The following is a 21079-nucleotide window of genomic DNA, read 5'->3' as shown; positions in this document are numbered from 1 at the left end:
TTGTCAAAGAATTCGTTACTCAATGTCTGCCGCTACTTTCTTCAAAGGTTGAAAATCACTGGTGCTGGACAGTGCCCGGGCCGCAAACTGGTGGCCCCTTGCCAACCGGTCAAGAGCTTCACCACCTTCCAGCATGGCTGAAAGCCAGCCTGCTGCAAACGCGTCCCCTGCTCCCACCACCTCAACCACCTCCACAACGGACGCCGGAACGAACGTGGATGCGATGCCATCGAATTCCGTGGCACCGACGGCTCCGTCCTTGACGATGAGCCTGGCGGAGCCTCCAATCAAGTCCCGCACGTCCCGGGCATTTTCAAGCCCTGGCCACAGAGTCTGCGCTTCATCCAGTCCGACGTAGGTGTAGCTTGCCTGCCGTGCATAGTTCAACAAAACCTCAGCAGCGCTCTCCACGCTCCACAGACCGGGGCGGTAGTTGACGTCGAATGACACTGCCACGCCTTCCAGCTTTGCCCGGTCAAAGAGCCGCTGCACCAACTTCGCGCACGAGTCCGAAAGAGCCGGTGTGATCCCTGACAGGTGCAGCACCCGCACCCTGCCCCACGGCAACGACTCCACCATTGCAGCCCCCATGAGGGCTGCCGCGGAATTTTTGCGGTAATAGTGGACCGTAGTCGACTCCACGCCGGGGTTCTTGAACATCACTCCTGTCGGGGCCGCAGGATCAATGGCGACATAGGAGATGTCAACACCGTTCTTCGCCAGCGCTTGCGTCACCCTCCTGCCCAGTGGATCGTCACCAACCCGGCTGGCCCACGCAGCAGTGTGACCCCAGTCAGCCAGCCACTGGGCAAGGTTGGATTCCGCCCCGGCCGTTGCAACTGAAAAGACGGAGGCTGTTTCCAGCGGCTCGGCCGTCATCGGAGCAACAACGGCCATCGTTTCGCCCACGGCAAGCACGTCGATCATCGTGTCCCCTCCACACCGTCTGCCACTGAAATTGTCAATGACCCGCGGTAGGGGCGTGCTGGCGGCCCGCCAACGCCAACATTGACGCAGAACAGTTTCCCGGCGTCGGGCTGTGCCTGCTCCCAACCGGCATCCAACCAGCCGCTGCAGCTGGTGATGACCAGCAGATCCCCCGCAAGTGCGACGGCGGTTGGCCGTGCCGCCGGGACCTTGACGACGGCGAGAAGCTCACCGTTGGGTGAATAGCGGTGGACAGCCCACCCGTCCCACAGCGCAACCCAGATGCAGCCGTCGTCGTCCACGGTCAGGCCGTCCGGGTCACCTCCCCCTGGCGGGAAGGCAACAAGATCCACGCTGCCGACGATCCCCGTTTGCGGATCGATATCGAAGCGGCGGAGTACCCGCGTGCTGGTGTCCACGTAGTAGGCGCTGCGGCCGTCAGCTGAGAAGTCCAGGCCGTTGGAGATGCCGATTCCGTCCAAGACAACCCTGCCGTTTCCGGACGTGTCGAAGCGCCACATTCGCCCCTGCCCGGAAACGCCGTTCCTGTCCATGGAACCAACCCACAGGTTGACCTCGGTATCTGCTGCGCCATCATTGAACGACGTCGGACGGCCGGCCTCCGGCGATGCCAGCACAGAAATTGTGCCGTTATGGGAGACGTGGGCCAACTCGCTCTCACGAGCCATGACCCATCCCGTCCCGGGGTCAGGCAGTGGCGTGAGCGGCCCGGCCATGCCGGACACGTCAAAGGTGCGCAGCGGCTCAAAGCGTGTTCCGGTGATGGCGCCCAAGTGAACCTTGCCGCCGGTGATGTCCGTCCACAGGAGTTCACCGCTGCGGGCATCGACCCTTGGTGTTTCACCCAACTCGGCACGTGGACCGCCCATGCAGACTGCGCTGAATTCCATGGGCACGGCGCCTACCATTCCAGGAATGAGTTGTCGTTCTGGCGCCAGATGGAGTTGCGCCAGCGGTGCGGGGTCAAGGCGGCATGACGGACCTTTTCCTCATCAATGCCAATGCCCAGGCCCGGAGCCACCGGCCGGGCAATGTAACCCGTTCCCATGTTGAAGACTTCCGGCTGCTCCATGTAGTCAAAGAGGTCCGGGCCCTCTTGGTATCCGGAGCCGCGGCTCTGCTCTTGGAGCAGGAAGTTGGGGCTGGCGATGTCCACCTGGAGGCTGGCGGCCAGGGCAATGGGGCCCAGCGGGCAATGCGGGGCCAGCTGGACACCGTAGGCTTCCGCCATCGCGGCAATTCTGCGCACTTCGGAGATGCCTCCGGCGTGGCTCAGGTCCGGTTGGACAACGCTGACTCCGTTGCCCAGAACAGTCTTGAAATCCCAGCGGGAGTAGAGGCGTTCCCCCAGCGCTAGTGGAATTGACGTTGCCTGGGCAATCAGACCAAGGTCACCGGAGAGCTCTGGCAAAAGCACTTCTTCGGCAAAGATGGGCAGGTACTCTTCCATCAACGGCAGAATCCGCCGCGACATGGCCGGGGTGAACCTGCCATGGAAATCCAAGGCAATGTCTAATTCATCGCCGCCAGCGTCGCGGACCGCGGCGAGTGAGCTCACCATGTTGCGGATGGTGGCTGCGGTGTCCAGAGGCGCGAGCTTGCCTGCGGGGCAGAACTTCACTGCAGTGAACCCCTCAGCCATCGCCTCGCGTGTTGAATCCGCAAGCTCTGCCGGACTCTCACCGTGAATCCAGGTGTACATGCGCACCTTGTCCCGAACGGGCCCGCCGAGAAGTTCATAGATGGGGACATCCAATGCCTTGCCCTTGATATCCCACAGCGCTTGGTCAATGCCGGCCACTGCGCTGGAAAAGACGGGGCCGCCGCGGTAGAAGCCTCCCTTGGTAAGGACTTGCCAGTGGTCCTCGATTTTGGAAGCATCCTCACCGATGAGGTAGTCGGACATCTCACCAACGGCGGCAGCCACAGTTTCGGCACGCCCTTCAACGATTGGCTCGCCCCACCCCACCAAACCGCTCTCTGTCTCGACGCGGAGGAACAGCCAGCGCGGCGGAACCTGAAACGTCTCAATCTTTGTAATCTTCATGCTTCATCCCTTAGTCCAAGATCTTCAGTCCTGCGTGCGCAGGCAGGCGCCCCGCGTGTACGGACCGGCGTCTACGGCACCTCACGGCTGCCGGGCACAGCGCTGCTACCAGTGTCAATATAAATAACAATCTTATCCAGATTGTATGCATGTTGGGCATAACATGCACCTAAAAATTATAATTTGTGAAATAAAGTGAATAACTGTTGACAAACAACCGTGCTCAGTGACTACAATCACAGGCAAGCCCAACTGCATAGCAGGCGGCGGACCAACGACTACTTTGAAGGATTCTTCATGACTCACATCAAGCCCTGGCTCAAAGTTGCCACCGGTGCCATCTTGGCAACCTCGGTCGCTTTCACGGCCTCCGGATGCACCACCACCGACGCCCCCTCCGGTGGCGACGGTGCCAAATCCATGACCTACTGGTCCATGTGGACCGAAACTGAGCCCCAGGCCAAAGTCTTGAAGACTTCACTCGATTCGTTCGAGAAGGACACGGGCATCAAGGTCAATGTGCAGTGGCAGGGACGCAAGGTCCTCGACAAGGTCACTGCAGGACTGCTCTCCGGAGACGTCCCGGACTTGGTTGACCAGGCCTACGACGGCCTCGGCCCGACACTTGCCAAGACCAACCAGCTCGAGGACATGGCTCCTGTGCTCAAGGAGTCAATTCCCGGCGAAGACGGCAAGACAGTTGGCGACGTCATCCCCGCCAAGTACATCGACGTCATTCCCACGTATGGTGGCGACGTGAAGAACTACATGGTTCCCTACACGATCTCCAACGTCTCCGTTTTCTACAACAAAACCAACAAGATTGCCCCCGAAGCACCCAAGACCTGGGACGAGCTGCTGGCCAACTGCAAGAAGGCCGTAGACGCCAACATGGCTTGCATCGCTTCCGATGGCGATGCCACCTGGGCCAACAGCTACTGGTTTGACTACCTGCTCAACCGCAACGCCGGCGACGGTTCGTTCAAGAAGCTGGTCGAAGACAAGACCGGCGCTTCATGGGACGATCCGGCCGTGTTGAAGACTGCCGAACAAATCCAGGACCTCATTAAGAGCGGCTACATCATCAAGGGCTACGATGCTTCCAAGTACCCCGAGCAGCAGAACGCCTGGGCCGCTGACAAGGCTCTGTACTACCTGATGGGCAGCTGGGCACCGGCGGAAACCCAAAAGTATGCAGCCGAAGGCTTCGACTACGGCGCATTCAACTTCCCAACCACCACGGCGTCGTCCACGACGGCCAATGACGTCATCGCGTTTGGCTTTGCAGTCCCGAAGGCAGGCAAGCACACCGCCGAGGCGAAGCAGTTCATCGCCTACTTCGCGAACAAGGACCGCATGGGCCAGATCTCCACAGTGGCCGACAACCTCTCAGCCCGTCCCGACGTCGAAGCACCTGCACAGCTGGCCGATGTTGCCACCATCTTGGCGGACAATCCCTCCAGGCTTCCGAGCGACGGCGTGTCCGGCGACATCACTGACAAGGGCTTCAACGCATCCTTTGAGCAGCTTTGGCTGGGCAAGGTGACTGCTGAGCAGTACGTCAAGGAAGCCAAGACCGCCATGGTTGCATACTGGAATGCCAAGGGCTAACTGATGGCTACCCCTGCACTTCCGCTGGCACGCGGGCGCAATTCTGGCCGCCCGCGTGCCGGCATGTCCGCAATTGAGCGCAGCAGGCGCCGGCTGTTCTGGCCGATGCTTATGCCCGCGCTGATCTTGATGGCCCTGTTCTACCTTGTTCCCATCATCTACGCCGGCTGGCTGAGCCTCAACGAGTGGGACGGCATCAACCAGATGACGTTCATTGGCGCAGACAACTACGTCCGCTTGGCCAAAGACCCTGTCTTTATCGGTTCCATCATCAACACCCTGAAGATTCTTTTCATCGTGGGTATCATCACCTTTGTCTTCGCCTTTGGCCTGACCATGATCCTCAGGGACATGATGGGCAAGAAGTTTGTGCGCAGTGTCTTGTTCTTCCCCACGTTGATCAACGCCATGGTATTTGGCATCTTTGCCGGCTTCCTATTCAGCCCTGCCGGTCCTGTCAACAAGTTGCTGTTGCTTGTAGGCGTTCAGGATCCGCCCAAGTGGTTGGCGCAGGACAATCTGTTCAACATGATCATGATCGTGATGATCTGGAGCGCTACCGGTTACTTCACCACCATCATCATGTCCGCCGTGGACCAAATCCCAGCGTATTACTACGAGGCAGCGGGACTTGACGGGGCTGGTCCCTGGGCCAAGTTCCGGCACGTGACCTTGCCCCTGGCTTGGGACGTCATCTCCGTATGTGCTGTGCTGTGGACCATGAGTTCGGTAAAGGTCTTCGAGCTGATTCTCGTCTTTGGCGGATCCACCGCAAAAGCACCGCCCACAAGCACCTGGTCAACAGCCCTATATGTCTACCAGGCGGCCTTTGGCAGCGGTGGCGACCGGGAGTTCGGCATCTCTGCCGCATCGGCCATTGTCAGCCTCATCCTGGTCACCGTCCTGACCATCGGACTGCGACGCATGTTGCGCCGTGAAGCCATTGAAATCTAGGAAGCAAGGTTGAACCCGTGAACAAAGTCATAACTCAGCCCCCGCTTCCAACCGAATCGGTGTCGGCCCCCGGTCCTTCGCGACCCCGCATGCGTCGCCGGTCCTCGCGAAAGGACCGGATCAGTCCCGGCGGCTATGTGGGCCGGACCGTTGCCTGGTTGCTGGTGGCCTTCAACCTCTTCCTCCTGGTGTGGATGGCAGTAACGTCCCTGCGTGATACCCGGGACATTGTCCGCGATCCGCTCGGCGTACCCGCCGTGCCGTTCGTGGAGAACTTCACCAACGCCTGGAACACAGGAGGATTTGGCACTGCGGCAATCAACTCAGTGATTGCCACTCTCGTCTCTTCCCTGCTGGTGGTTGCCATTTCGGCACCTGCCGCTTATGTTCTGGCCAAATCCACCCGGAAGCTCTCCTCCACCTTCACGCTGCTATTTGTGCTGGGGCTTGGCGTTCCGGGACAGGTGCTGCTGGTGCCCGTCTACATCATGATGGCCAAGTTTCAGGACATCTCGCACCTGCAAATGCTCAACAGCATTCAAGGACTCGTCCTCGTCCTGGTCGGTCTGGGCATTCCGTTCACCGTGTTCCTGCTCGCAGGGTTCTTCCGCTCCCTGCCGGTCGAAATTGAGGAAGCTGCCGCCATCGACGGTTCCTCCGGTATCCGCACCTTTATTCAGATCGTGCTGCCGCTTGCCCGCTCAGGATTGGTCACCGCGTTCATGCTCGCTGTGATCACCGGCTGGAACGAGACGCTATTCTCGCTGGTGCTGCTGACGACGTCGGAAAACCGCACGCTGCCGATCGCACTGCTGGCCTTCCTTGACCAGGCGCAATTCAACGGCGCCGACTGGGGCGGGCTCTTTGCCGGCATCGTCATGGTGGTCACCCCCGTTCTGGCACTGTTCATCTGGCTGGGACGGCGGATTGTTGAAGGCATGACAGTAGGAATTAGCAAATAATCGAAAGGAACACCCGGCTTTGAAACCTCTTCTCCTCCTCACCGGGGGAAATGGCACGGTTGGCCGTCTGCTGTTGGATCACTTGCGCCGCAGCTATCGGATCAGGATCACCACAAGGAGTCCGCTTGATGCGCGTCCTTCCATCTTTGCCACAGAAGACGAACTCTTGGTCGGTGATCTGGCAGATTCAGACTTCTGCCGGGTCGCGGTGGACGGTTGCAATGCAATCGTCCACCTTGCCGCCAACGCCTCCCCAGCCTCTTCGGTTGGGGAGGCATTGGTCAATATCGCCATGACGGACCATCTGCTCAGTGCGGCGATGGACAACAATGTGCAACACATTGTCATCGCAAGCTCCGTTCACGCCACTGGCTTGGACTACCGCGACGGGGTCAGCACCATTGACCCCACGAAAGCCCCACGTCCCTGCTGTCCCTACGGAGCCAGCAAAATCGCCATCGAGGCGCTGTCCAGGCTCCACCAGGATTCACAAGGCAATGCGGTCTCCTGCCTCAGACTCGGCTTGACCGGCTGGCCGTTGATTGAGCAACAGTTTGCGCACACATGGTTCTCCACAGCTGATTTGCGTAGTTTGGTCGATGCCTCACTGAACCGTTCGCCCGGCTTTGGCATTTACCACGCGGTCTCCCTCGACTCGGCACAGCGCTGGAACACCGAGAATGCTCTTGCAGATCTTGGCTGGGCCCCCCATGACCGCTGGGAAGTGGACGACCCAGCCCAACTACCCTTGGCGACCTCCAGCGCCTGCCAGCTGTTCCACACCAACTAGCGTCTGCCTCCGCAGGTGCAAGTGCACATCACTCCGCTGGAACAGGTCTCGTTCCTGGTTTGACCGGCGCAGTTCACCTAAAAATAAGACGTTGATACTGGTATTAGGTGTTCTGCCGGGCATGACCACTGTTACCCCGGAACGCGACACAACCAGTGTCCTGCGTAACCCGGGCATGGGCTGGATGGCGTACGTCGAGGAATTTGACCATGCCTTGGCCAACGCCGATGAGTTTTGGGGCGAAGTGGGCCCGAATTCTGCCGCTTCCTCCGTGGTGTACTTGCGTATTCCATGGTCCCGGCTGGAACCGACGGAAGGCCACTACGCCTGGAACGAGGACGACAACTTCAAGTCCTTCATCCAACAGGCCAAGGACCACGGCCAGCGCTTGGCCTTCCGGGTTTTTGTTGACAGCCGGGACACCCATCAGCAAGCAACACCCCAATTCGTCTTCAAAGCCGGAGCCACTGGCTACGCATCAAATCCGGAACCATCATTTACCACTCCCTATGTGAACAACCCGGTCTTCATGAAGAAGTTTGAAAACTTCATGGCCTCCTTCGGTGCTCGTTTCGACGACCCTGAAGAGGTGGATTTCGTCGATACAAACACCATCGGCGCTTGGGGTGAAATGCACAATATGAAGGGGCTGAACGCATCCCAAACGGCAGCTACCGTGCGCTGGTTGGGTGATCTTTACCGAGATTCCTTCCAAAATGTTCTATTGGCGCTGAATTTTGCGCCTGCCCTCAACTACGACCACTTGGATGAGCAGATCGCCAAGGGCTCGATCATGCGGCGCGACAGCCTCGGCAGCACGTTGTGGTTCCCTCAGGATCAAAAGAACGCCATCGCGGAACGCTTCCCAGGCACGATCCTGGTCGGCGAAAACTGCTACCAGAACTTCACTGTGCGGGCGACCTCTTGCGACGACAGCTTCAAGGTGCCCGGCGCCAAGCCGTACCGCCCCATGCTGGAGCGCGTCGTCGCCAACGCCAAGAACCTGCATGCCAACTACCTCGACCTTCGCCACGAGCCGGATGTAAAGACTTGGGTGGTGGACAACCCTGACCTCGTGGAGGACTTCGCAGTCAACGGCGGCTACCGCTTGGCCCCCAGCAGCGTCAGCATCCCCACAGTTCTTCCAATTGGCGCACGCGAAGCCACCATTGACTCCACATGGAGCAATACAGGCGTGGGCCGCATGCCCAACAACAATCCGCAGTGGAACAACAAGTACCAGGTTTCCTATGCATTGTTCGATCAGGCCACCGGCGAACCCGTCTACCAGGTGCAGTCTGATGTAGATCCCGGTTCGTGGATCAAGGGAACCAATGCGAACGACAGCACGGCATTTGCACCCACAGACGTTCCGTCCGGCAGCTACAACTTCGCCGTTGCCATCGTGGACAAAACCCGCAACAGCGTCCCGGCCATCAAGCTGGCCTTGACTGGCGACAGATCCACCACAGGTTGGAACAAGCTCAGCACCACGGAGCTGGAAGCAGCACCGACGGCAACGCCAAGCGCTTCGGTGACTGCGACGCCGTCGGCCTCTGCAACCTCCGCGGCACCGACTCAGGAGCCAACGAAGGCCGGCATCAAACTGAGCGCGGACACCGTGGCACAGGGCGGCAAGCTCATCATCACGGGGGAGGACTTCAAAGCGGGGAGCAGCGCAACCTTCACGCTGCTCTCGGAGCCGGTGCAGTTGGGCAAGGCTACCGCTGATGCCAACGGAGTTGTGAGCTTGAGCGTGGTTGTGCCGTCGGACATTCCGGCGGGCCAGCACCGCATCATGATTGACGGTGTGGGATTGGACGGAAAGGCGCATCAGGTAAGTACACCCCTGACCATCACCGCCGCAGCTGCCAGCGCAACGGCAACGGTTTCCACCAGTGCTGCCGGGAATGCGACAGCTCAAACAACGGCTGCAGGCAGTGCAGCAGCCCAGAATGAGCTGGCCAACACCGGTGCCAACAACACGCTGCTCGGCGGGATGGCAGTCCTGCTGCTCATCGCCGGTGCAGCCGTGTTCGCTGCAAGCCGCCGCAGGTCTGCAAGTCACTAACGTCAGGTAGCACCGACACGCAACATCGCATTAATGCAACCTTCGGGCGGGCACGGGAATTTATTCTGGTGCCCGCCCGAAGTGTTTTTGCTGGACTGCCGTTGGGGGTAACGGTTGATGCCTGAGCTACCCCAGGTGGCCGTTGGCTGGCAGCACCAAATCCCTTGGGAACCCTTCGCGGGCCAGTGCACAGCAGAAATGTATGCAAGTGTTGCCGCGGGCTAGCAGTTCACTGAACCGCGCGGGCTGTGCTGAACAAACCAGTGCCAGGCAATAAAAAGCCGGGCCCCGAAGGACCCGGCTCTTTTGGGAAAGTCTAGGCGCGGCGGCGCTGCAGCACGTCATCCAGGTTGTTCAGTGCGTAGCTCCCGCGCTCTGCGGCAGGAACGGATACCGGCGGGGCTGTAGGTTGCGAAGCGTTCTTTTTGGGTGCTTCGACACCGGGAACTTCCGGCACTGCTGCAACTCCGTTGAGGCCCTCCCCCACGCCAGCCTGGTCGGCTTTGATGGATGCTCCTGTGGACGTCGGGGCTTTCGGCAGGTTCAGCGGCTTCTCCAAACCTAGGGCACGGGCTGCGGTGACGTAGCCAGGCACGGGGACCTCAACAGGCACCCACGTATCGGCGAGAGTTTCAGTGTCTGCCAACTTAGCATCGGCAGTTCCCTTGGCCGCGACCCGCAGGGCGGCTGCACGTAACTCAGCCGCCGTGAGCGGCTTCTGAACAGCCGCTGGAGGAGCGCCTTCGGCCCCATCGAAAAGCTCCGTCTCTCGATGTTCGAGCGCAGTTGCCTGCGAAACAGCGAGTGGTGCAATCGACGTCGTGCTCGCAGCTCGGCGCGCTGCCCGGCGTGCGGTTTGATCGCGGACAGCCAGAGTGCGCAGGGCAAAGATCACGGCGACGAACACGACCAGTCCTGTCCAGGAAACAGCTGCGGACCCCAAGGAGAACACGTTCAACGCTCCGGAGATGCCTGCCGCCAAGAGTGCGAGCAGGCCTGCCAAGGCGAGGAAAGTCCTGCCCCAGCGAATTTTCAAAGGTTTCTCAACAGCCGGAGGCACAGCCGTTGAAGGTCCCGGCCCCACACGGATGTGGGCGTCGGAATTTGAGCTTTCCATGGACGTCTCCTGCGACTGCTGGATGTGGTGGGCTGGCACCGCGTGTCCGGCCACATTTCAACCCTAAAGGGGAAACATGTCCTCACCTGCATTGCTGGCGGTGTGTCGCCCTCGAAGGAGACGAATCACGCATTTCTTACGCCCCGAGTCGCGAACATTGCGAGCCGGCTGGCTCATCGCTTACTTGCTGGGCCAGCACTGCTACCGCGTTGCCAGCCATCGGTTGAGGATGCCCTCGGGAATTTCTTCATCCGTGATGGCGAAACTCCTATGGTCGGCCCATTCGCCGTTGATGTGCAGGTAGCGGGGCCGCATCCCCTCATCGCGAAAACCCAGCTTTGCCACCACACGCAAACTTGCCGCGTTCTCCGGCCGGATGTTGATTTCCATCCGGTGCAGCCCCAACTGGCGGAAGCAGTGGTCGGTAACCATGGCCACCGCAGTGGGCACAATGCCACGGCCGGCCCGGTCCTTGTCCACCCAATATCCCAAGGTTGCCGTCATGGCAGATCCCCACTGGATCCCTGAGACCGTCAGCTGGCCCACGATGACGGGCTTGGGCACGGAGGGGACCCGCTCAGTGATGATGAACGGCAGCGCGGACGCCTCCCGTGCTTGCCGGTTCAAAACCCGCACCATGCCCGAGTAGGTGGGCAGCCCGTCTTGACCGGCCGGGCTGCTCGCCTCCCACGGCTGCAACCAGGCGGCATTGCGGGCGCGCACCCGCGTCCATTCAGCTTTGTCCCGCAGTTTGATGGGACGCAGAATTAAATCGCCACACTTCAACGTCACCGGCCAGATGGCCTGATCCAACACTCAATTAGCCGTTGATACCGTTGGCGAATTCGCCCAGCCACTCGCGCAGATCAGGACCGAGCTCATCATTTTCACAGGCCAAAGTCACCACGGCCTTGAGGTAGCTGAGCTTGTCTCCTGTGTCATAGCGGCGGCCGCGGAACACGACCCCGTACACTCCGCCGCCTTCGCCTTCCATGGAGGCCAGTGTCTGCAGGGCGTCGGTGAGCTGGATTTCATCCCCACGTCCCGGAGGGGTGTTTTCCAACACCTCAAACACGGCAGGGTGCAGCACGTAACGGCCGATCACCGCCAAGTTGGACGGTGCGTCTTCCACAGCCGGCTTCTCCACCAAGTGGCGGACTCGGACGTAGTCCTCGCCTTCAATAGCCTCCATGTCGGCGCAGCCGTACGCTGAAATCTTGTTCTGCGGCACCTCGATCAGTGCGATGACCGAACCGCCGGTGCGTTCCTGCACCGCAATCATGGTGTTCAGGAGCTCGTCGCGCTCATCAATCAAGTCATCACCGAGAAGCACGGCGAAAGGTTCATTGCCCACATGGGTTTTGGCACGCAGCACTGCGTGCCCCAGCCCCTTAGGGTCGCCCTGACGGACATAGTGAATCTCACCCAGGTCGGTGGCGTGCTGAATCGCGGCGAGACGCTCAACGTCGCCCTTAGCTTCGAGCAACTGCTCAATCACCGGGACACGGTCAAAATGGTCCTCGAGCGCACGCTTGTTACGCCCGGTGATCATCAGGACATCGGTCAAGCCGGCACTGACTGCTTCCTGCACAACGTACTGAATGGCAGGTTTATCAACCACCGGCAGCATTTCCTTGGGCATCGCTTTGGTCGCGGGCAAAAAACGAGTTCCCAAACCGGCTGCGGGGATTACCGCCTTGCGTACATGCTTTACAGAAGTCATGCCACTAGGGTAACTGAAATTCGCCTGTTTGCCGGGATACTGTTAGTCACACAGCAACTTCATCCCTGCACAGGAACGGCATGAATACACCGAACAAGGCAGCATGGCGCACCTTACTGCGTGCCCGGCGACAAGCAACGTACGACGCCGCCGGGAACCTTACGGCGACAGTGTCATCTACCGCCACTGTGGACCAGGAAACCGTGGGTCGGGACTTGGCCCGGACAGGGCTTGCTTTCCTGGATTCCCTGGGTGCCGGGGAGAGCGTATGTGCTTATGTTTCCATGGCCGGGGAACCACCCACTGATCAACTTTTGCAGATCCTGTTTGGCTCAGGACGTAAAGTTTATGTGCCCGTATGTGAGCCGTCGCACCAGCTGTCTTGGACACCTTGGTACCCGGCAGTACCCATGGTTCGCAGCGCATTTGCTCCCGTCATGGAACCCATTGGACCCCGCCTCCCGTTCGAGCGACTGGAAACAGTTTCAGCCGTCCTCATCCCAGCGCTGGCCGTGGATTTCACGGGCATGAGATTGGGCCAAGGCGGCGGGTACTATGACCGGTTCCTGCCTTCGAATACCACTATTCCGGTCGCTGCGCTCGTGTATGAACATGAAGTCTTTCCTGCCGGGCAACTTCCCCACAACGAACTTGACGCTCCGGTGAATTATGCGCTCACACCCGACCGATACCAGGCGCTGGGCACCCCTGCAGAGCCGCTTCCCTAAACCCTGCCCCTGACCCCAGTGGGGTACGCGTTGGCTGCCGTCACAGCGTCAGGTTGCGGGAATGAGCTGGCGCCCAATGCCGTTGTACCTTGCGATGGTAGAATTAGCACTTGGGACCTTGGACTGCCAGCCACATTACTGCCCGTCGCATGGTCCCCACGCATGCATCCAGGAGGAAATTCAGTGCCCACATACGCTTACGCCTGCAAAGATTGCGGCCACGCCTTTGACATCCAACAGTCATTCACCGATGACTCTTTGACTGTCTGTCCCGAATGCCGCGGGAAGCTGCGCAAGAAGTTCAACTCCGTGGGCGTCGTATTCAAAGGCTCCGGCTTCTACCGCACCGATTCACGGTCCATCTCAAGTTCTGTCCCCGCGGCGGCTTCAAGCGATCAGGCCAGCGCAGCCAAGGTCTCGTCTGCAACAGCAGGCTCGAGCAGCTCGGCTTCGAGTAGCTCAGTTTCCGGTGGTTCAGCCTCCGGCAACAAGGCGACCAAAACCCCCGCGACGGCAGCAAGCTAATCACTTTTCGCTGATTTGCGGCTGCTGGCTTCGCCACAACCGGCTAGTGCTTCCTCCACAAGTACCTCGCAGCGCACAGCGGCCCACAATGTGTCCACGGCCCCAGCCCCCGCCACCTACATGGGCCTAGCGTTGGATTATGAAGCGCTCTCGCACTCCGCCAACCCCTCCGCTCTATCCGGGGCCGGCTTGGCGGTCCCAGCCATGGACCGGCCCTCCGTCATCGCCCCTTGCCCGGCTGCGCAGGCTGATCCGTCGTCGCCGGCGACTCTTTGCTTCCCTGCTCTTGTGCGCAGCTGCGGCCATAGCCGTCCAACAGCTCACACCCACAAGTCCGTCCACAACTTCTGTAATGGTCGCTTCCCGCGACCTTCCGGCTGGCCATCTTCTGCGCAGCGGAGATCTTGCCACCGCCGCGCTCAGCCCCAAAATGGTGCCCGACGGCGCACTGGCCGCACCCAACGCTCCCCCCGACACAAGCACAGACACAAAGACAACTTTTGTCGCGGATGGGGCTGACGCAGCAGTCTGGGAGGGCCAGCAGCTTTCCGGTCCCGTCAGGCGCGGGGAAGTTCTCACAGATGCATCGCTGTTGGGGAATGGGTTGCTTGTTGGTGCACCGGCCGGAAGCCAGGCAGTCCCTGTGCGCCTCAGTGATCCCTCCACCCTCACGCTGTTGCGCCAAGGTCAGCTTGTCACCGTGGTGCTCAGCAGCAGCGCTGGACTTGACGGACCGGTTGGCAATGAACTCCTGGCCGAAAGAGTCCCCGTGCTGTGGACGCCAGCACTGTCACAAGGAAATGGCGGGCTGCTCCCCGTGCAAGACAATGAGGGAATTGTGGTGGTGGCAGCTTCTGCCGAGCAGGCCGTGCGGCTGGCCGGGACCATCAGCCGGGGGAAAGTCTTCCTGATCTTGTTGAACTAGCCCTGCGCTGCTTTTCCTGACACCGGGTAGGCGCCAAGGATCCGGCTAGCTTCTCGCTGCCTTGACAGTCGCAAAGAAATGATTGGGTCCAGGCAGATAGCACAGCCCCACGGCCACGGCACCCAACACAATCTGAGCCACGGTAGTCAGGCCTTCAGGCAGGGTGATCCCCAGCAACTGCATCACTGTGAGCAGCGCCAGCACGCCAGCGGCAACTCGGGCCCAGGAACGGCCTTTGGCCAGAAAAAAGGCAAAGAGCACGTACGCGGTTATCGTGGCGATCCCTGAGATGACCACGGTGAGGATTCCCAGATTCCGCATCATTGCCAGGCTCGGAGTGTTCCCCGTCATGGCGTCAATCTGGAGCTGGATGGCATCCAGCCGTGCAGGTGAGGCGGCGTAGACCACAGCAATCACCGAGGCTATTGCCTGAACAACCGCGGCGAGCAACAGCAGCCGTGAGGCTACTGTCACCAGCTGTGGTGTGGGTGGTTTCGGCGTACCTGTGTCCTTGTCCAGGAAGGCGCCCAGACCAGGCACCCTTGGCGGAGTGTCCATTGAATTCCTTTGAATATCTAGCCCCAATGTGGAGGCTTGTTCTCGCGCAGCCATGCGTCATGGCCGCGGTCCTCGGGGTTGTCACCCCATGTGTGTGCGGCGTCGTTCGGCGGCTCCTTGGGCAACACCTCCGATTCTATGGACGGTGTTGCTGGTGTTGCAGCACTTTTCGACTCGGCTTCAACAGCTTTCCCTTCGCTGCCTTGGTCCCCAGCCTCTTCACTCATTGGCGGCACACTTTCATCGTTTTCCTTAGCTGCTGCAGCGGCCTCGGCTGCGGCGCCGTTGTCGGCGCTGCCGTTGTCAGCTGCACTGCCGTCAGCGGTAGCGTTGTCCGTCTGTGCTGTGACGTCGTTGGCGCATACCTGAGTTTCCGTGGAATCCCCTGCGTCATCCCTAATAGTGTCATCGGTACCGGCAACACTGCCGTCATCGCTAGCTGCGGAGTCTGTATTGTCGGTGTCAGCATTCGAAGTAGCGTCCTCGGCACTGGGAGTTACTGTGCCGCTGCGGCGGCGGGAACGGGGTGAGTCCATGACGGCTGTCATGGACGTGTCCATGGACGTGCCTATCAGCGATGCCAAGTCTGCATCTCCGGCAGTGGAGGGCAGCCCCAAGTAGCGCCCAATCTCATCCGCGCAGCTGGAAGGATCGGTGAAGACCTCAATGGTCCACAGCGACACATACCGCCAGCCCAGCCGTTCAAGCATTTGCGGGCGGAGCCGGCTGCGTTCGCGCACACTCATGTTCCTGTACTTGGCAGTGCCGTCGGATTCAACGGCCACTGGCACCGGGATCTCCTGCTCCTCGCGGCCTAGCAGCTGGATCGGGTCCGGGGCTGCCGCCATGTCAAGGGCGCCGTCATAGTGGTGCCAAACACGGGCGCCGCGGGCGTGGAGCCTGTCTGCAAGGTCGGCCACCAGCGGGTCTTCCCCGGTTTCCCGTTCGCTGTCCTGTGCACGTGTTGCAGGGGTGCCTAGCAGCGAGTTGCCGGCAAGTTCACGGTTCAACAGTTCGAACAAGTCAACAGCCCCATGGCTGAGCCTGCTCTCGTCAAGATCTTCCGCCCTGAAGCACGTGACAATGTGGATATGCGAACGCGCCCGGGTCATGGCCAGCGCAAACTTCGCCCGGCCGTCCGGTTCAGACAGCGGGCCCAAACCGTGCAATGCCCTGCCGTGGGGCGTGCGTCCGTAGCCGAGTGAGAAGATGACCCGGTCCCGGACAAGCCCGGCAGCCCTGTCCACCGTGACTACGCGGAACGACTCGGGGCCGGAGGCGAAGAAGTCTGCAAGCATCGGGTGGTTCGCCATGTGGACGCGAATGGCTTGGGCAACCCTGACGGCATGACGTTCGCTTGCTGTAATGATGGCCAAAGACTCAAGCGGCCGGATCCTGGCGTGTTCAAAAACAAGATCAACGACGCGGTTCACCTCGGCCACCACGGACTCCACGCCGTCGCTGCTGGGAAGCCCCTTGCCGTCCGGGAGATAGTCCACGGTGAGTGAACGGTCAAGTCCCGTCAGTGCCCTGCCGTCCGGCAGGCATTCGAGCTGGGAATCATAGAATCCGGAGCTGAGCTGACGTACCAGGTCCTCGTCGACGGAACGGTACGCAATGGTCAGCCGGTGGCGGGGCAGAACCCTGGACAACGCACCAAACACGCTTTCCAAGGGGTGCTGGTCCGCACCCCGGCTCCCCGGGGCACTGACAGCAACACTAAAGCTCTTCGGGCACGCTGTTTGTTCGTCGCCGAACGCCACTACTTGTTCAGCACGTGCCAACGCCGGGAGTGCGGATTGCAGAGATGTCGCCTCGGCATCCAGAATCACGACGGCGTCAAAACGCAGTCCTTCAGGAATGGCCGTGGGCACCACAAGTGGGCTCAGTACAAAAACGGGAGCAAGATTACGCAGCAGGTCAGGTGCCTGTGCGCTCAAGGCAGCCAGTGAGACTCGGCCGTCCTTCAACACGTTGCGCAGCATCTCGCCTTGGCGGTTGCCACCAACGAGTACCTCGGCCCACCGCCGAGCCAACCGCCAGCGGATCCGACCCGGCCCGGAAGCAACGTGTGCCTGGTCTGCGATGCGGAACTCTGCTTCGAGACGGCGGAGGTTCTCGCCGTCGGACATTGCAAGGTATTCATCCCCGCTGATCATGGCCTCCAGTGCGGACTGCCACCAAGCAAGTTCAAGCTCGGGCCCAGTTAGGCCTGCAGGCACCTCACGGCGGGCCAGGTCATCGAGCAACTCGCCCAGGCCTTGCTCACGCATGCCTTCCACGAGGAGGGTTCGCTCGGGAAGTGTCTCCAGCGACTCCTTCGAGGCAACCAGCGCCTCCAAGCGGCCCACGAGTTCGCTTGCATTGAAATTCAGCAGGTCCCCGCCGTCAACCGTCTTATCGAGAACAGCGCCCAAAGTCAGGAGCTTTTCGCGCAAGCCCATGTAAGTCCGGCTTAAATCAGCCAAACCGGAAGGCACTGTGGGGTGGCGCTTGCCATTGGCGGCCTTGGCCCACAGCACGCTTTGTTTCTTGACGAGCAGCAGTGAGGCATGCAGATCGGCGATGTGGACGCCAGGGCGTACCAGATCCTTGGCGTTGCGGCGGAAGCGGGCGCGCTGCAGGGCAGGCATCTCCACTCGGTGTTCCTTGCGCCAAGCGGAGGTGGCTGTGGCGGCGATCATTTCATCGGTCGACCAGTCAAAAATATCGGCGCTGAACTTGTCCAGGCTTTCGCGGATGGCCACCAGCATGTTGAGCTGTCGGCCCCATTCCGCAAAGGAATGTCCTTGGCGGATCTGGCCAAACTCTGCCACTTCATGCATTTTTGTCGCGAAGTCGGGCACCTGCGTCAACAGTTGTTCGGCCAGTTGGTACGCCGTTTCGGTTTCTTTGCGGGTCACCATGCGGGCACCGTGCCAGGCGCTGCTCACAGCGGCCCGGCTGAATGCGCCAAGATCGGCTGCACGGCCCAAGCTCACCTTCAGGTCCGTGCGGTCGCGGATGCTGTCGAGCACACTGCGCTTCAGACGCACGGTGGTGGAGGGTGCCGGGTGGATTGACGTCAGCTGAGCCAGTGACTGCATGGCCTCGTAGGGCGAGCATCCCCAGCGCTCACGCACATTGTGCAGGCTCGCCACATGATCAACTAACTGGTGGCGGTGGTCCACCAACAGCTCATGCAGGCTTCCCAGTTTCGGTTCTTCAGCCTTTTCGTTGCGAGTGATGGCCCTGATCAGCTGTGACTTGATTTGCTGCGGACCGGTTTGCGCACTCAATTGCAGCAGCAGTGAATCCAGGCCGTGCTCTCCAAATATCTGCGCCAGCTCATTCAAAGTTCCGCGGCGTTCGCCCACCACCAGAACACTCTTGCCGTCGTGGACCAACGCGGCAATGGCGTTGATGGCTGTCTGTGTCTGGCCCGTGCCTGGAGGTGTGGAGACCAGTACGGATTCTCCGTTGCGCACCATGTCCAGCACGTATTGCTGCTGCGGATCGGCGTCCAGCACCAGGAGTTCGTCCTTGGGGTCTCTCTCGTCCAGGCTGTCAAACTGAGAAAAGTCCGGTTCCAGCTCCACCGGAAGGACGTCGTCTCCGCTGTGGCTTTGCAGGAGTTCGAGCAGCGGGCTGCCGGCCATCAGGGCCGGATCGTTCAGGTTGTCGGCGAGGAAGGCGAACGTTGAAACGATGAGTTCATGCTCCACCTCGGCTCCGGCGATGGGTGCCAGCAGCGTGCGAACCCGGTCCAGGACAGGTGCGGGGTCAAAGCGTGCGGTGCTGTAGGCCAAGCGGCCCAGGGCGGGTGCGTCCAAGTGGATATTGGAGTGCTGAGCCAGGTACTTCACCAGTGCCGGGTTGACTTGGGCCTGCTCCATCAGCTGAAACTCGTAGTCATCCTGCCCGGGACGCACGGTGAGTGCGACGGCGGCAAGCAGCACGGGCGCGCAGACGTCGCCACTGCTTGGTCCCCCGACTGCGGACCAGCGGGCAATCCCGGCGGCGAGGTATCCGACGTCGATCCCGCGATCGGTGCTGAGTTCAAAGATTTTGGCACGGAGGGCGGCGGCAGCTGTTTTGGCTGCAGCATAGAGTTCGGGTTCGCGGATCAGCGTGGAGAGGCGGGTTTTGCGGCCCGCCAAAAGCTGGGCGAGGCCCGAGGGGTGGGCGTGCGTGAGAGAGATGCTGCCATACTCGGTCTTGGTGAAGGCAAGCGCCGTGTCGGCTCCGGAATAGGAATCCAATCCAGCAAGCCAGGTTTGGAGCTCCAATGAACTCTCATTGGGGCCTGCAACTTCGGACACGGGTGCCTTCTTCTCTGCACTTGAGCGGAACGGTCTTGACCATACTGACATGTATTTAAGGCTATCGCTCCTAGCCTGAGAATGCCTGTTCGGCACACTGGAGGGTGCCTAAATAAGCCTGAAATAGGTGACTCAGGCGCCCTCCAGCGTACCTAGAGGGGATTTACTCCCACTCAATCGTTCCCGGTGGTTTGGACGTGACGTCCAAGACAACGCGGTTTACGCCGTCCACCTCATTGGTGATCCGGTTGGAGATCTTCGCCAGCAGGTCGTAAGGCAGGCGTGACCAATCAGCTGTCATGGCATCTTCGGAGGACACCGGGCGCAGCACGATCGGGTGGCCGTAGGTGCGGCCGTCGCCCATGACACCAACGCTGCGCACATCTGCGAGCAGCACAACTGGCATCTGCCACACTTCATTGTCCAAGCCGGCAGCGGTTAGTTCGGCGCGGGCAATGGCGTCTGCCTTGCGCAGCAGTTCCAGCCGTTCGCCGGTGATCTCGCCAACGATGCGGATGCCTAGGCCGGGGCCCGGGAACGGCTGACGGCCGACGATTTCGGCAGGCAGACCGAGCTCGGCGCCCACGGCGCGCACCTCGTCCTTGAACAAGGCACGCAGTGGCTCAACGAGCTCAAAGCGCAGGTCCTCCGGGAGCCCGCCCACATTGTGGTGGCTCTTGATGTTGGCTGCGCCTTCACCACCGCCAGATTCCACCACATCGGGGTACAGGGTTCCCTGGACTAGGAACTTGATCTCTTCGCCTTCGGATGCGGCAGCGACCATGATCGCCCGCTCTGCTTCTTCGAAGGCGCGGATGAATTCGCGGCCAATGATCTTGCGCTTCGTTTCGGGGTCAGAGACTCCGGCCAACGCGTTCAGGAAGCGGTCCTGTTCGTTGGCAACATACAGCTTGGCTCCGGTGGCTGCGACGAAGTCGCGTTCCACCTGCTCTGCCTCGTCTTGGCGCAACAGGCCGTGGTTTACGAACACGCACGTGAGCTGGTCGCCTACGGCGCGCTGCACGAGGGCGGCTGCAACAGCCGAGTCAACACCGCCGGAGAGGCCGCAAATGACCTGAGCGTCGCCGATCTGCTCGCGGATGCGATCCACCTGCTCGTCAAGGATGCTGGTGGCAGTCCAGTTCTTCTCGAGTTTGGCACCGTTGAACAGGAAGTTTTCCAGCACTTTCTGACCAAACTCCGAGTGCTTGACTTCCGGGTGCCACTGGACGCCGAAGAGGCACTTTTCCTCATTGGCAAACGCGGCAACGGGTGCGCCAGCCGAAGTTGCCAGCACGTCAAAGCCTTCGGGCGCCTGCTGAACGCTGTCACCATGGCTCATCCAGGTGGTCTGGTCCGCGTTTGTGGCGCTCAGGATGGAACGGCTTTCACCCAGGACCTGCACCTGGGTGGAACCGTATTCACGCTGACCGGTTTGGGCAACAACTCCACCGAGGGCAGCAGCCATGGCCTGGAAGCCGTAGCAAATGCCCAAGACCGGGATGCCGGCTTCAAACAGGTCTGCACCAACGTTGGGTGCGCCTTCAGAGTAGACACTTGAGGGTCCCCCGGAGAGGATGATGGCAGCTGGGTTCTTGGCCAGCAGCTGCGCAGTGGTGTAGGTGTGCGGAACGATTTCCGAGTACACGTTGGCCTCACGCACACGGCGCGCGATCAACTGGGCGTACTGGGCGCCGTAGTCCACAACCAGGACGGGCTTCTGGGATGTCTGGGCCGGAGCGGGATTAGTCACCTAACAATCTTAACCCACAGCGCAGTCGCCACGTCACGGTGCCGAGCATTCCGTGACAAGAGACTC

General features: G+C 60.6%; 17 protein-coding genes. 8 read left to right on the top strand and 9 right to left on the bottom strand.

Annotation, left to right across the window (positions count from 1 at the left end):
* Positions 1–15 precede the first annotated feature (15 nt).
* The 3 genes from JMA46_RS01885 to dgoD are packed head-to-tail and all read right to left on the bottom strand — an operon-like array spanning position 16 to position 2995.
* A complete protein-coding gene (locus tag JMA46_RS01885) occupies positions 16–927 on the bottom strand; it encodes a sugar kinase (RefSeq protein ID WP_207343593.1) in 912 nt (303 codons plus the stop codon).
* On the bottom strand, positions 924–1838 hold the full coding sequence (locus tag JMA46_RS01880) for an SMP-30/gluconolactonase/LRE family protein (RefSeq protein ID WP_207343592.1): 915 nt from the start codon (positions 1836–1838) through the stop codon (positions 924–926). Before JMA46_RS01880 ends, JMA46_RS01885 begins: the two co-directional genes overlap by 4 nt.
* 11 nt (positions 1839–1849) lie before the next feature.
* Complete coding sequence (gene dgoD / locus JMA46_RS01875; RefSeq protein ID WP_207343591.1) at positions 1850–2995, bottom strand: galactonate dehydratase; 1146 nt, start codon at positions 2993–2995, stop codon at positions 1850–1852.
* Positions 2996–3292: 297 nt separating this feature from the next.
* Here dgoD and JMA46_RS01870 point away from each other — a divergent pair, with 297 nt between their 5' ends.
* From JMA46_RS01870 to JMA46_RS01850, 5 genes are all read left to right on the top strand, one after another.
* A complete protein-coding gene (locus JMA46_RS01870; RefSeq protein WP_207343590.1) occupies positions 3293–4606 on the top strand; it encodes an extracellular solute-binding protein in 1314 nt (437 codons plus the stop codon).
* A 3-nt stretch (positions 4607–4609) separates the two neighbouring features.
* On the top strand, positions 4610–5560 hold the full coding sequence (locus JMA46_RS01865; protein ID WP_207343589.1) for a sugar ABC transporter permease: 951 nt from the start codon (positions 4610–4612) through the stop codon (positions 5558–5560).
* Between the two features lie 17 nt (positions 5561–5577).
* Positions 5578–6522, top strand: coding sequence for a carbohydrate ABC transporter permease (locus JMA46_RS01860; RefSeq protein ID WP_207343588.1), 945 nt, complete (start codon positions 5578–5580; stop codon positions 6520–6522).
* 19 nt (positions 6523–6541) lie between these two features.
* Positions 6542–7312, top strand: coding sequence for an NAD(P)-dependent oxidoreductase (locus tag JMA46_RS01855; RefSeq protein WP_207343587.1), 771 nt, complete (start codon positions 6542–6544; stop codon positions 7310–7312).
* Between the two features lie 121 nt (positions 7313–7433).
* On the top strand, positions 7434–9383 hold the full coding sequence (locus JMA46_RS01850) for a DUF4832 domain-containing protein (RefSeq protein WP_207343586.1): 1950 nt from the start codon (positions 7434–7436) through the stop codon (positions 9381–9383).
* 316 nt (positions 9384–9699) lie between these two features.
* On the opposite strand, the gene JMA46_RS01845 is transcribed toward JMA46_RS01850, so the two are convergent.
* The 3 genes from JMA46_RS01845 to galU all read right to left on the bottom strand — a co-directional run bounded on the left by JMA46_RS01845 (position 9700) and on the right by galU (position 12223).
* A complete protein-coding gene (locus JMA46_RS01845) occupies positions 9700–10500 on the bottom strand; it encodes a hypothetical protein (RefSeq protein WP_207343585.1) in 801 nt (266 codons plus the stop codon).
* 201 nt (positions 10501–10701) lie between these two features.
* On the bottom strand, positions 10702–11316 hold the full coding sequence (locus JMA46_RS01840) for a GNAT family N-acetyltransferase (protein ID WP_207343584.1): 615 nt from the start codon (positions 11314–11316) through the stop codon (positions 10702–10704).
* A gap of 4 nt (positions 11317–11320) precedes the next feature.
* A complete protein-coding gene (gene galU, locus JMA46_RS01835) occupies positions 11321–12223 on the bottom strand; it encodes a UTP--glucose-1-phosphate uridylyltransferase GalU (protein WP_207343583.1) in 903 nt (300 codons plus the stop codon).
* Between the two features lie 80 nt (positions 12224–12303).
* Here galU and JMA46_RS01830 point away from each other — a divergent pair, with 80 nt between their 5' ends.
* The 3 genes from JMA46_RS01830 (at position 12304) to JMA46_RS01820 (ending at position 14401) form a co-directional block, all read left to right on the top strand.
* Entirely contained in the window at positions 12304–12951 is a 648-nt protein-coding gene (locus JMA46_RS01830; protein ID WP_207343582.1) for a 5-formyltetrahydrofolate cyclo-ligase, read from the top strand.
* Between the two features lie 183 nt (positions 12952–13134).
* Positions 13135–13476, top strand: coding sequence for an FmdB family zinc ribbon protein (locus JMA46_RS01825; RefSeq protein WP_207343581.1), 342 nt, complete (start codon positions 13135–13137; stop codon positions 13474–13476).
* A gap of 139 nt (positions 13477–13615) precedes the next feature.
* Positions 13616–14401 carry a flagellar biosynthesis protein FlgA gene (locus JMA46_RS01820; protein WP_207343580.1) on the top strand — a complete coding sequence of 262 codons (786 nt, stop codon included), beginning with the start codon at positions 13616–13618 and terminating at the stop codon, positions 14399–14401.
* Between the two features lie 45 nt (positions 14402–14446).
* Here JMA46_RS01820 and JMA46_RS01815 read toward each other — a convergent pair whose 3' ends face one another.
* The 3 genes from JMA46_RS01815 to guaA all read right to left on the bottom strand — a co-directional run bounded on the left by JMA46_RS01815 (position 14447) and on the right by guaA (position 21013).
* A complete protein-coding gene (locus JMA46_RS01815; protein ID WP_207343579.1) occupies positions 14447–14959 on the bottom strand; it encodes a hypothetical protein in 513 nt (170 codons plus the stop codon).
* 17 nt (positions 14960–14976) lie between these two features.
* Positions 14977–19311, bottom strand: a complete 4335-nt coding sequence (locus JMA46_RS01810) for an AAA family ATPase (protein WP_207343578.1) — start codon at positions 19309–19311, stop codon at positions 14977–14979.
* Between the two features lie 112 nt (positions 19312–19423).
* Positions 19424–21013 carry a glutamine-hydrolyzing GMP synthase gene (gene guaA / locus JMA46_RS01805; protein ID WP_207343577.1) on the bottom strand — a complete coding sequence of 530 codons (1590 nt, stop codon included), beginning with the start codon at positions 21011–21013 and terminating at the stop codon, positions 19424–19426.
* Between the last annotated feature and the right edge of the window lie 66 nt (positions 21014–21079).

It is taken from the genome of Arthrobacter sp. E3 (genome assembly GCF_017353415.1).
Taxonomy (GTDB): Bacteria; Actinomycetota; Actinomycetes; order Actinomycetales; family Micrococcaceae; genus Specibacter.
The sequence above is the reverse complement of the archived record's forward strand: the minus strand, read 5'-3'. Positions and strand labels throughout refer to the sequence as shown.

Coding starts and splice junctions, on each gene's coding strand:
- JMA46_RS01850 (WP_207343586.1), top strand. CDS start 7,434: ATGACCACTGTTACCCCGGAACGCGACACAACCAGTGTCCTGCGTAAC.
- JMA46_RS01870 (WP_207343590.1), top strand. CDS start 3,293: ATGACTCACATCAAGCCCTGGCTCAAAGTTGCCACCGGTGCCATCTTG.
- JMA46_RS01820 (WP_207343580.1), top strand. CDS start 13,616: ATGAAGCGCTCTCGCACTCCGCCAACCCCTCCGCTCTATCCGGGGCCG.
- JMA46_RS01830 (WP_207343582.1), top strand. CDS start 12,304: ATGAATACACCGAACAAGGCAGCATGGCGCACCTTACTGCGTGCCCGG.
- JMA46_RS01845 (WP_207343585.1), bottom strand. CDS start 10,500: ATGGAAAGCTCAAATTCCGACGCCCACATCCGTGTGGGGCCGGGACCT.
- JMA46_RS01885 (WP_207343593.1), bottom strand. CDS start 927: ATGATCGACGTGCTTGCCGTGGGCGAAACGATGGCCGTTGTTGCTCCG.
- JMA46_RS01810 (WP_207343578.1), bottom strand. CDS start 19,311: ATGTCAGTATGGTCAAGACCGTTCCGCTCAAGTGCAGAGAAGAAGGCA.
- JMA46_RS01880 (WP_207343592.1), bottom strand. CDS start 1,838: ATGGAATTCAGCGCAGTCTGCATGGGCGGTCCACGTGCCGAGTTGGGT.
- JMA46_RS01865 (WP_207343589.1), top strand. CDS start 4,610: ATGGCTACCCCTGCACTTCCGCTGGCACGCGGGCGCAATTCTGGCCGC.
- galU (WP_207343583.1), bottom strand. CDS start 12,223: ATGACTTCTGTAAAGCATGTACGCAAGGCGGTAATCCCCGCAGCCGGT.
- JMA46_RS01815 (WP_207343579.1), bottom strand. CDS start 14,959: ATGGACACTCCGCCAAGGGTGCCTGGTCTGGGCGCCTTCCTGGACAAG.
- dgoD (WP_207343591.1), bottom strand. CDS start 2,995: ATGAAGATTACAAAGATTGAGACGTTTCAGGTTCCGCCGCGCTGGCTG.